The sequence below is a fragment of the Phenylobacterium sp. genome (assembly GCF_028290885.1).
Lineage (GTDB): Bacteria > Pseudomonadota > Alphaproteobacteria > Caulobacterales > Caulobacteraceae > Phenylobacterium.
The window spans coordinates 1-9354 of record NZ_JAQGIZ010000168.1; the positions used below are offsets into that span (position 1 = coordinate 1).

Genomic DNA, 9354 nt, shown 5'->3' on the forward strand with positions numbered 1-9354 from the left:
GTGATCAAGCCGGCCGCGGACAGCCACGGCACGCCTGCGCACCAGGAGCAGCTGGCCCAAGCCCGCGCCACGGCAGTGGTCGAGCAACTGCGCGCGATGGGCGCGACCCAGGCCGTCATCCGGACGCTCGCGGCGGGCGCGGCCGATCCGGTCACCGCGCCGCATATGGTCATCGAGGCCCAAGGCCGGGGCTGGTAGCCCGCGTTCGGTCCTGTGGCGTTTGCGCCCAAATACCGGACAGTTCCGGCCTTTACGTGCGCGCGGATGAAGTTGGTTGTGGCGGCTTCCGTGCGGAAGACGGTGGGGAACGAGCCACGTCCAGGCGAAGATCAATCGGGGCGCGTTTCCAGCGTGGTTTCTGCTAGCTGCGTTGCGAGCGCTGGGGGCGTCGACGCTGCGGCTGGAATAGAAGTAGTCAGGGGATTTTGCAGCGACATCTTAGGCTTACATCACTTCTGTATTCTCGTTAGGTTGTGGGTTGGGCAGTATTCCGGGATTCCGCTGTTCACCTTTTCCAACACGCAATACTCGGTTAGCCAATGCTCCCCGCGACGCAGGTTTTTGTCACCGTATGTAATGACAGCCATCGTATATATGAACTTACCCTCTGACTTTAGTTGAGCGTAAACCGGCTCCGGCAACCGCATCGGCTGAGTCAATCTGATGGTATCTCCCGGAGATATTTCGAGATGGTTGCCCTGCGTCGCATTCTTGTCCATTTTGCTCAGTAAACTCTGGAATGCGTCGTCTAATTCCTGTTTTGTTTGCTTCCTAATTGTAATACCCAATATCCAGTCGGTGTTTGGGTTTATAGCCGAAATCTGTCCTTTATTCTTCGAGATCAAGTAGGTATTGTGAAATCCATCTGAATTTTGCTTTTCATCGGCCACGTACGATTCGGGAATTATTAGAGCCCGTTCGCCAGATGATGGAGCTGTGACGGGAGCCAGCGGCGGCACCGGCTTAGGCTCTTGTGGTCGTCCAATAGAATTGAGTGATGTTATTACCGTCTTGAAGCCGGTTTGCTGGCCGCTCTGAACGCGTTTGATTCCGCTTTGGATAGCGTCTGAAGTTCTGGCGGTGCGAATACCGCCCCACACGATAGCGACAACCCCGATAGCGCCGACTGTGACAAAGGCGGCCTCATACCAAACGCGGCGCTTTTCGGAGGGAGGCCTAGTGGTCACGACGAGACCCAGGCCTGCCTGCAGAAACATCGCCATCCCAGCGATGACTATCAGAACGTAGTCGAGCATCGCGGAGCCCCCACCTGGCCGCCGACGATAACCGCCGCCCACGCCGAGTCACGTCCGGCATTCGCCAGAGGGGTCCCGCCCCCCGTGCAGGGGCTGTGGCGTTGCGCCCTAACCGCGCATTACCGCGAATTATCTTTCTCGTAAGGCGAACCGACGACAAAAGGAGCCGAAGACGGACTCGCGCTGAGGGGCCGCGCGTCCGCTAGGAGCCTTACGCCTTGGTGATCGCCCTCCTTGCCGCCTCCTCCCTGTCCCTGTCCGCGCCGGACCTGCCGCGGCTGCCCGAACTGCGGCGCGAGCCGCAGATCACCTACGTCGACCGCTCAGGCGCGGTGATCGGGGTGCGCGGCGGCCGCTTCGCCCCGCCCGTGGACGTCGCGCGGCTGCCGGCATATGTGCCCGCGGCCTTCGTCTCCATCGAGGACCGCAGGTTCTACGAGCACGCCGGCTTCGATCCGGTGGGCATGGCGCGCGCCATCGTGGCCAACCTGAGCGCCGGCAAGAGCCAGGGCGCCTCTACGATCACCCAGCAGCTGGCGCGCAACCTCTACCTCACCGCCGACCAGACCCTCGAGCGCAAGGCGACCGAGCTGATGTACGCCGTGCAGCTCGAGCGGACCTATTCGAAGAAGCAGATCCTCGCGCTCTACCTGAGCCGGGTCTATTTCGGCGAAGGCGCTTACGGCATCGAGGCGGCGTCGCAGCGGTTCTTCAACAAGCCGGCGTCGAAGCTGACGATACGGGAGGCCGCCACGCTGGCGGGCATCCTGAAGTCGCCGACCCACTACGACCCCGTGGACCAGCCGGAGAAGTCGGCCGAGCGGACCAGGCTGGTGCTCGACGCCATGGTGGAGACCGGCGCGATCAGCGGCGCCGAGCGGGCGAAGGCGCTGGCGGCGCCGCCCAAGGTCTGGAAGTCGGCCCCGACCGCCCCCGCGCAGTACTTCGTCGACTGGCTGGATGGCCAGACGCGGACCGCCGTCGGGACGCCGAAGCAGGACCTGGTGGTCGAGACCACGCTCGATCTTCCCACCGAGATCGCCGCCAGTGAGGCGGCAAAGACCGTGACCACGCGCTTCGCCAAGCAGGGCGTGAGCCAGGCCGCGGTGGTGTCGCTGGACGGCTCGGGCCGGGTGCGGGCCATGGTCGGCGGCGTCGACTACGCCAAGGCCCCCTATAACCGCGCCGTCGACGCCCACCGGCAGGCGGGCTCGGCCTGGAAACCGTTCGTCTACCTGACGGCCATGGAGGCCGGGCAGACGCCGGACCTGATGGTGGTCGACGAACCGGTGACCATCAACGGCTGGTCGCCGAGGAACTTCGAGCCGGAGTTCATGGGCCAGGTCACGCTCGAGCAGGCGCTGGCGCACTCGATCAACACCGTGGCCGCCCGGCTCGCCGACCAGGTCGGGCGGGAGAACGTGGCGGCCGTGGCGCGCCGGCTGGGGATCGTCTCGGTCGTCAACACCGACCCGGCCATGGCGCTCGGCACCACCCTGGTCTCGCCGCTGGAGATGGCCCAGGCCTACGATGCGTTCGGCAACGGCGGCTACCGCGTGGCCGCCTATGGCATCGAGCGGATCCGCACGACCGGCGGCCAGGTGCTGTTCCAGCGGCGCGGGCCGGCCCCGGCGCAGGCGATCCTCAACCCGCCGCTCGGCGAGATGCAGCAGATGATGCGCACGGTGATGGCGTCGGGCACCGGCACGCACGCCGCGATCCCGGGCTACGACCTGGCCGGCAAGACCGGCACCACCTCGGACTACAAGGACGCCTGGTTCTGCGGCTACACCGGCGGGCTGGTCACCGTGGTCTGGACGGGCCGCGACGACGCGACGCCCATGCGCCGGATCACCGGCGCGACCGCCCCCTCCGAAATCTGGCGCAGCTTCATGGTCTCGGCGCTCAAGCGCCTGCCGAACGGCCCGATCCCGCCCGGGCCGCCGCCGCCCTTGCCGGTTACGCCCACGCCGGTCGCCAATCCGGCGACGCCGACCGACGCCGCGCCGCAACCCGCGGCGGCCGCTCCGACCTAACCCAGCGCCTCAAGTGGCCGACCGGCGGACCGCCAGGATTGGCGCCACGGCGGAAGGCTACGGCAGGCGTCCCACCGACGCCGTCGCGCGCGCCAGCCTAATCCTGCTCGCCGACCTGCATGAAGACCGCAAGCTGTTCGGCGAGCTCGCGCGGGTTGAAGGGCTTGGCGACCATCAGGGCCGCCTCGACGCTGAACTGCCCGGAATGTGGGCCCTGGCCGCTGATGTAGACGACCTTGATCGCCTTGTTCAGCAATCGCGCGCGCCGGGCGATGTCGAAGCCGGTGACGCCGGGGCCCAGGTTGATGTCCGTGACGATGGCCGCAAAGCTGCGCGGCTCGCCCTCCAGCTTCTGGAAGGCGGTGCGGTCATCGTGGGCGACCGTCACACAGAACCCCGCCTCGACGAGGGCGTCTTCGACGAGTTCCGCAATATCGGGCTCGTCCTCGACCACTAACACATTGAACATACGCGGAGCTCCGGAGCTGGGTCGCTTACCCGACACAACAGACGCCGACAATCCAAAGTCGGAGCTGAAACAAACATTTGATGAGCGAAGCGAACCCTAGTGTCCCGATTCCGAAGTTCGCAAGCGCTTGCGGCTGGCTTTGGCGAACTTCGGTATCGATGAGGACACTAGCAAGTGTACGTTTCTAGTGTGCTTTTTGGATTTGAAGTTCGCTCGGCGCATGGCCCGTGAGTGCGGCGAACTTCAAATCCAGCACACTAACCGCCCAGTCGCCAACCCACTTCCTTGGCCAGGACGCCGAAGAATTCCGGGGTGTAGGCGGCTTCCGGATCGCCGCGCACGAGCGCATCCATCTTCTGGGCGTCCTCGCCAACCAGGATGCGCCAGCGGTCGGCCTTTACCCCGTCGAGGATGATGGTCGCGGCCTCCGCGGCCGTCGTCGGCGCCTCCTCCAGGAAGCGGCGGTGCTGCTCGGCGGCGAGCGCCTGGATGGCGCCGTCGTCCATAAGGCTGATGTCGACGCCGGAGCGGGCGATGCGCGCGCGGGCGCGCGCCAGGTCCTCTTCGCTCAGCGTGTCCTCGTCGCGGCCGGTCATCACCTTGCGGGAGTTCGCGACGATGGAGGTGCCGATGTGGCCGGGCATCACCACGGAGACCTTGATGTGCGGGGCGTTGAGCGCCAGGTCGGTGATCAGGGCCTCTGAGAAGCCCTTCACGGCGAACTTCGCCGCCGCATAGGCCGTGTGCGAGACGTTGGGGCCCAGGCTGGCCCAGAAGCCGTTGACGCTGGAGGTGTTGACGATGTGCGCCTCGTCGGCCGCCTGCAGCATCGGCAGGAAGGTGCGCACGCCCAGGTAGACCCCGCCCCAGCAGACGTTGAAGGTCCGTTCCCACTCCGCCCGGCTGTCGGCGACCATCGAGCCGCCGCCGCCGATGCCGGCGTTGTTGAACAGCAGGTGCAGCCGCTCGGTGTCGTGCTGCGCCGCCGCCTCGTCGCGGAAGCGGATCAGCTGGCTCTCGTCGGACACATCGGCCAGGTGGGCGGTGACCCTGGCGCCCTGCGGAACCCCGTCGGCTTCGCACAGCGCCACGGTCTCGGCCATGTTCTTGGCCGACACATCGCACATGGCGACGCTGCAGCCCTCGGCGATCAGCTGGCGGGCGAGTTCGCGCCCCATGCCGGTCCCACCGCCGGTGACGACGGCGATCTTGCCTGCAAAGTCCTTCATGCGCGTTCCCCTGGATGCTTTCGGCCGCGGGCTCGCCGCAGCTTGGCCTCCCTGCCAACCTGCGTCCACCGTGACGCCGGGGAACAGGGCGCCGCGCCGCGGGTTTCGCCAGGAGGGCAAGACCCCGCTCCATTGCAAGGACGCTGCGCCATGAAACTCTATATCGCCCCCGGCGCCTGCAGCCTTGCCGACCACATCGCGCTGCACGAGGCCGGTTTCGACTTTGGCCGCGTGATGGTCGACCTGAAGACCAAGCGGACCGACGACGGCCGGGACTACATGCAGATCAATCCCAAGGGCTATGTGCCGGCGCTGCAGTTCGACGACGGCCAGGTGCTGACGGAGAACATAGCCATCCTGAGCTGGGTGGCCGACCAGGACGCGTCGTTGGCGCCGTCCGGGCCGATGGGCCGGTATCGTCTCCTGGAGATGCTGGCGTTCATCTCCACGGAAATCCACAAGGGGTACAAGCCGTTCTTCAGACCTGACGCCAGCGACGCCGAGAAGGCCATGGCCGGGGAAACGATCGCCAAGCGGCTCGCCTACCTGGCCGGAAACCTGAAGGACGATTACCTGTTCGGCGACCGCCCAGGCGTCGCCGACGCCTATCTGTTCGTGATGGCCATGTGGGCGCAGAAGGTCGGCCTGACCCTGCCCGATCCCCTGCCGGCCTTCGTCGCGCGGATGAAGGCGCGGCCGGCCGTGCGCCTGGCCCTGGAGCACGAGGGCCTGGCTGAGCCGGCGAACAGTTAACAGCCTTGTTCAGCCGCCATTCAGTCGCCAATTCATAGCCTTGTAGGCCTGAACACTTCGGCCGTCGGGCCGTTAGGTACTCAAGGAGGCCATGATGAGAAAGCTTCTCACGGCCGCGATGGCGGCAATTACCCTGGGCGGCGCGGTGTGCGCCACGGCGGCTCCCGCCGAGGCCCGTCCCCACGGCGGCGGCTATTACGGCGGCGGCTATGGCGGCGGCTACTACGGCGGCCGCCATCACAACGACGCCGGCGTCGCGGTGGCGGCCGGCGTGGTGGGCCTGGCGCTCGGCGCCGCCCTCGCCAGCAACCACGGCGGCTATGACCGCGGCTACTACGACCGCGGCTACTATGGCGGCGGTGGCTACTATGACGGCGGTTACTACGGCGGCGGCTACTATCCGGGCTACTATGGCTATTCGGGCTACCGGGTCTGCGAAGGCCGGCGCTGGGTCTGGGACCCCTACATCGGACGCCGCGTGCTGGTGCGCAGCCGCTACGAGTGCTGACGCGGGCATAAGCGCGCCGGCTTGGTCCAGCGACCAGCCGGGGCGCCGCCCTTCAGGCCTCTACCGCAAACGTCACGCCGGCGTTCGCCCCTAGCCGGTCGACCAGCTGCATCCCCATGGCCGCGCCGGGCGTCCAGACGCCGCCGGCCACATCGGGCCTATCCCTGATCAGGCAGATCGCGGCCTCGGCCAGCATCTTCGAGGTCGAGCCGTAGCCGGGGTCCCGGTCGCCCTTCACCGAAACCCGCACCTTTCGGCCGTCCGGGGCGAGGCCGATGAAGGCGATGTCGTAGAAGCCCGCCTCGCGCTCCGCCTTCGAAGGCCCCTCGCCGGGCTTTGGCATGCCCTCGCCCATGCCGGTGAACTCGGTGGGCGCGCCGGGGACCACCACCGACATCTCGTCATAGGCGAAGTCCTTGCCCCAGGGATGGCCCATCAGGGCGTTCGAGCGGTGCACGTTCTTGGTGTTGATCGCCGCCATCATGAACGGGCCGACGTCGACCCCGAGGTCCGGGTCGTGCTCGACCGCATTGCCCGGCGGCTGGTCGGGACCCTGGAAGCCGGGGGTGAGCGCGAAAGGGTTCATCATCAGCGCGATCAGGCTGGGATCCTTCTGGATCGCCGCCATGGTCGCCGCCCCGCTGGCCGCCGTGCCGCCGGAGAGCCCGCCCCGCATGGCGCGGATGCGGCCCTTCACCCGCGGGACCGGCCCGCCGAGCTTCGCCTTGGCCGTCTCCTCGGCGAAATAGACGCCGAGCTCGAAGGGGATGGAATCGAAGCCGCAGGAGTGAAGGATGCGCGCGCCGGACGCCTTGGCCGCCGCGTCGTGAGTCGCGATGACGTGAGCCATCCAGTTCGGCTCGCCGCAGAGGTCGAGGTAGTCGGTCCCGGCGGCGGCGCAGGCCGCGACCAGCTTGTCGCCATAGAGTTGATAGGGCCCGACCGTGGTGACGATCGCCTTGGCGCGGCGGACCATGACGTCGAGCTCGGCCGCGTCCTCGGCGTCGGCGACCACCAGCGGCGTCTCCGCGGGCGCCCCCATCTCGTCGCGCACCTGCGCCAGCTTTGCGGCGCTCCGCCCGCCCATCGCCCATTTCACCTCGCCGCCGATCCCGTAGCGCTGCGCCAGGTACTCCGCGACCAGGCGCCCGGTGTAGCCGGTGGCGCCATAGACGATGAGGTCGAACTCGGCGTTGGGGTTCATGTGCGGTCTCCTTGGTGAAGCGGCGGCGGCACCTTGACTATAATTTACGTCGTAAGTAAATCGCGCCCTGCGCGTGAAACGTAACGGGAACATGTTATAGGGCGAAAATGGCCGACGCCGCGGTCCCCGCCGCCGATCTCCTGCCGCCGAGGTTCGCCGACTGGTTCGCCAAGCGGGGCTGGAGCCCGCGCGCCCATCAGCTGGCGATGATCGAGCGGGCGCAAGCGGGGCGCGACGCCCTGCTGATCGCGCCCACTGGCGGCGGGAAGACGCTGGCGGGTTTCCTGCCCAGCCTCATCACACTCGCCGAGCGGCCGCCGGCTAACGCCCCGCGGGGCCTGCACACCCTCTACATCTCGCCGCTGAAGGCGCTCGCCGTGGACGTCGAGCGCAACCTCAACCAGCCGATCCTGCAGATGGGCCTGCCGATCACCGCCGAGAGCCGCACCGGCGACACCGGCCTCTCGCGCCGCCAACGGCAGCGGGTAAAGCCGCCGGAGATCCTGCTGACGACGCCCGAGCAGCTCGCCCTGCTCTGCGCCTGGGAGGGCGCACGGCTCTATTTCGAGAGCCTGGAGTGCGTGATCCTCGACGAGATCCACACCCTGCATGCCTCCAAGCGCGGCGACTTGCTGGCGCTCGACCTCGCCCGCGTGGCCCAGTTCGCGCCGAACCTGCGCCGCGTCGGCCTCTCGGCCACGGTCGACGATCCCGAGGTGATCAAGGCCTGGATGGCCAACCATGGCGCCGCAGGCAACAGCTCCATCGACCTGGTGCGTGGGCCCGCGGGCGCGGAGCCGATCGTCGAGGTGCTGCTGTCGGAAGGCCGCGTGCCGTGGGCGGGGCACACCGCTCAGCATGCCATGCAGGAGGTCTACGACGTCATCAAGCGCTCGCGGACGGCGCTGGTGTTCGTCAACACCCGCTTCCAGGCGGAGTTCGCCTTCCAGGAACTCTGGCGGCTGAACGAGGACAGCCTGCCGATCGCCCTGCACCACGGCTCGCTGGCCGCCGAGCAACGGCGCAAGGTCGAGGCGGCGATGGCGCGGGGCGAGTTGCGCGCCGTGGTCTGCACCTCGACGCTGGACCTCGGCATCGACTGGGGCGACGTGGACCTGGTGATCCAGCTCGCCTCGACGAAGGGCGCCTCGCGGATGGTGCAGCGGATCGGCCGCGCCAACCACCGCCTGGACGAGCCCTCCCGGGCGATCTTCGTGCCGGCCAATCGTTTCGAGATGCTGGAGTGCCAGGCCGCCCGCGAGGCCATCGCGGAGAACAAGCTGGACGGCGATCCGCCGCGTGTCGGCGCGCTGGACGTGCTGGCGCAGCACGTCATGGGCTGCGCCTGCTCCGAGCCCTTCGACCTGTTGAAGCTCTACGACGAGGTGACGACCGCCGGCCCCTACCGCGACCTGACCTGGGAGGACTTCGAGCAGGTGGTCGATTTCGTCTCCACAGGCGGCTACGCGCTGAAGACCTACGACCGCTTCCGCCGGATCGTGAAGGGGATCGACGGCCTCTGGCGCGTCCGCAACCTGGAAACCGCGCAGCGCCATCGGCTGAACGTGGGCGCCATCGTCTCGCCGGCCATGCTGGCGGTGCGGATCGCCATGCGCGGCGGGCGCGGCGGCCGCAAAGTGGGCGAAATCGAAGAGGGCATGGTCGAGATGCTGGAGCCCGGCGAGACCTTCGTCTTCGCAGGCCAGGTCTGGCGGCTGGTGGCCGTGACCAACCTCGACGTCCTGGTGCAGCCCGCGCCTTCCGCGGATCCCAAGATGCCATCCTGGGGCGGGTCCAAGTTCGCGCTCTCCACCTTCCTGGCCAAGCGGGTGCGCCAGCTGATGACCGACCAGGAGCACTGGCAGGTGCTGCCCATGGACGTGCGCGAATGGCTGGAGG

At 67.6% G+C, this 9354-nt stretch carries 10 protein-coding genes; 6 read left to right on the forward strand and 4 right to left on the reverse strand.

Annotated elements, in window-relative coordinates; genetic code table 11:
* Together JWP28_RS11430 and JWP28_RS20650 are read left to right on the forward strand one after the other, a co-directional pair.
* On the forward strand, positions 1-198 hold a 198-nt coding region (locus JWP28_RS11430), incomplete at its 5' end, for a hypothetical protein (protein ID WP_299542959.1).
* A 76-nt stretch (positions 199-274) separates the two neighbouring features.
* Positions 275-409 (forward strand): DUF6471 domain-containing protein, encoded by a 135-nt coding sequence (locus JWP28_RS20650; protein ID WP_366143807.1) that lies wholly within the window; start codon positions 275-277, stop codon positions 407-409.
* Between the two features lie 40 nt (positions 410-449).
* Here JWP28_RS20650 and JWP28_RS11435 read toward each other — a convergent pair whose 3' ends face one another.
* Positions 450-1256 (reverse strand): hypothetical protein, encoded by an 807-nt coding sequence (locus JWP28_RS11435; protein WP_299542961.1) that lies wholly within the window; start codon positions 1254-1256, stop codon positions 450-452.
* A 221-nt stretch (positions 1257-1477) separates the two neighbouring features.
* On the opposite strand from JWP28_RS11435, the gene JWP28_RS11440 reads away from it, so the two are divergent.
* Positions 1478-3292 (forward strand): PBP1A family penicillin-binding protein, encoded by a 1815-nt coding sequence (locus JWP28_RS11440; protein WP_299542974.1) that lies wholly within the window; start codon positions 1478-1480, stop codon positions 3290-3292.
* Between the two features lie 97 nt (positions 3293-3389).
* Here the strand turns inward: JWP28_RS11440 and JWP28_RS11445 are convergent, their stop codons facing one another.
* A complete protein-coding gene (locus tag JWP28_RS11445) occupies positions 3390-3761 on the reverse strand; it encodes a response regulator (protein WP_299542963.1) in 372 nt (123 codons plus the stop codon).
* Between the two features lie 257 nt (positions 3762-4018).
* A complete protein-coding gene (locus JWP28_RS11450) occupies positions 4019-4990 on the reverse strand; it encodes an SDR family NAD(P)-dependent oxidoreductase (protein ID WP_299542965.1) in 972 nt (323 codons plus the stop codon).
* A gap of 150 nt (positions 4991-5140) precedes the next feature.
* On the opposite strand from JWP28_RS11450, the gene gstA reads away from it, so the two are divergent.
* Positions 5141-5743: a glutathione transferase GstA gene (gstA, locus tag JWP28_RS11455; protein ID WP_299542967.1), complete on the forward strand. Its 603-nt coding sequence runs from the start codon at positions 5141-5143 to the stop codon at positions 5741-5743.
* A gap of 91 nt (positions 5744-5834) precedes the next feature.
* Positions 5835-6251 (forward strand): hypothetical protein, encoded by a 417-nt coding sequence (locus tag JWP28_RS11460; RefSeq protein WP_299542969.1) that lies wholly within the window; start codon positions 5835-5837, stop codon positions 6249-6251.
* 52 nt (positions 6252-6303) lie between these two features.
* On the opposite strand, the gene JWP28_RS11465 is transcribed toward JWP28_RS11460, so the two are convergent.
* The gene (locus JWP28_RS11465; RefSeq protein WP_299542971.1) at positions 6304-7455 is read right to left on the reverse strand and encodes a saccharopine dehydrogenase NADP-binding domain-containing protein; all 1152 of its coding nucleotides are present in this window, start codon (positions 7453-7455) and stop codon (positions 6304-6306) included.
* A gap of 107 nt (positions 7456-7562) precedes the next feature.
* Here JWP28_RS11465 and JWP28_RS11470 point away from each other — a divergent pair.
* On the forward strand, positions 7563-9354 hold a 1792-nt coding region (locus JWP28_RS11470), incomplete at its 3' end, for a DEAD/DEAH box helicase (protein WP_299542972.1).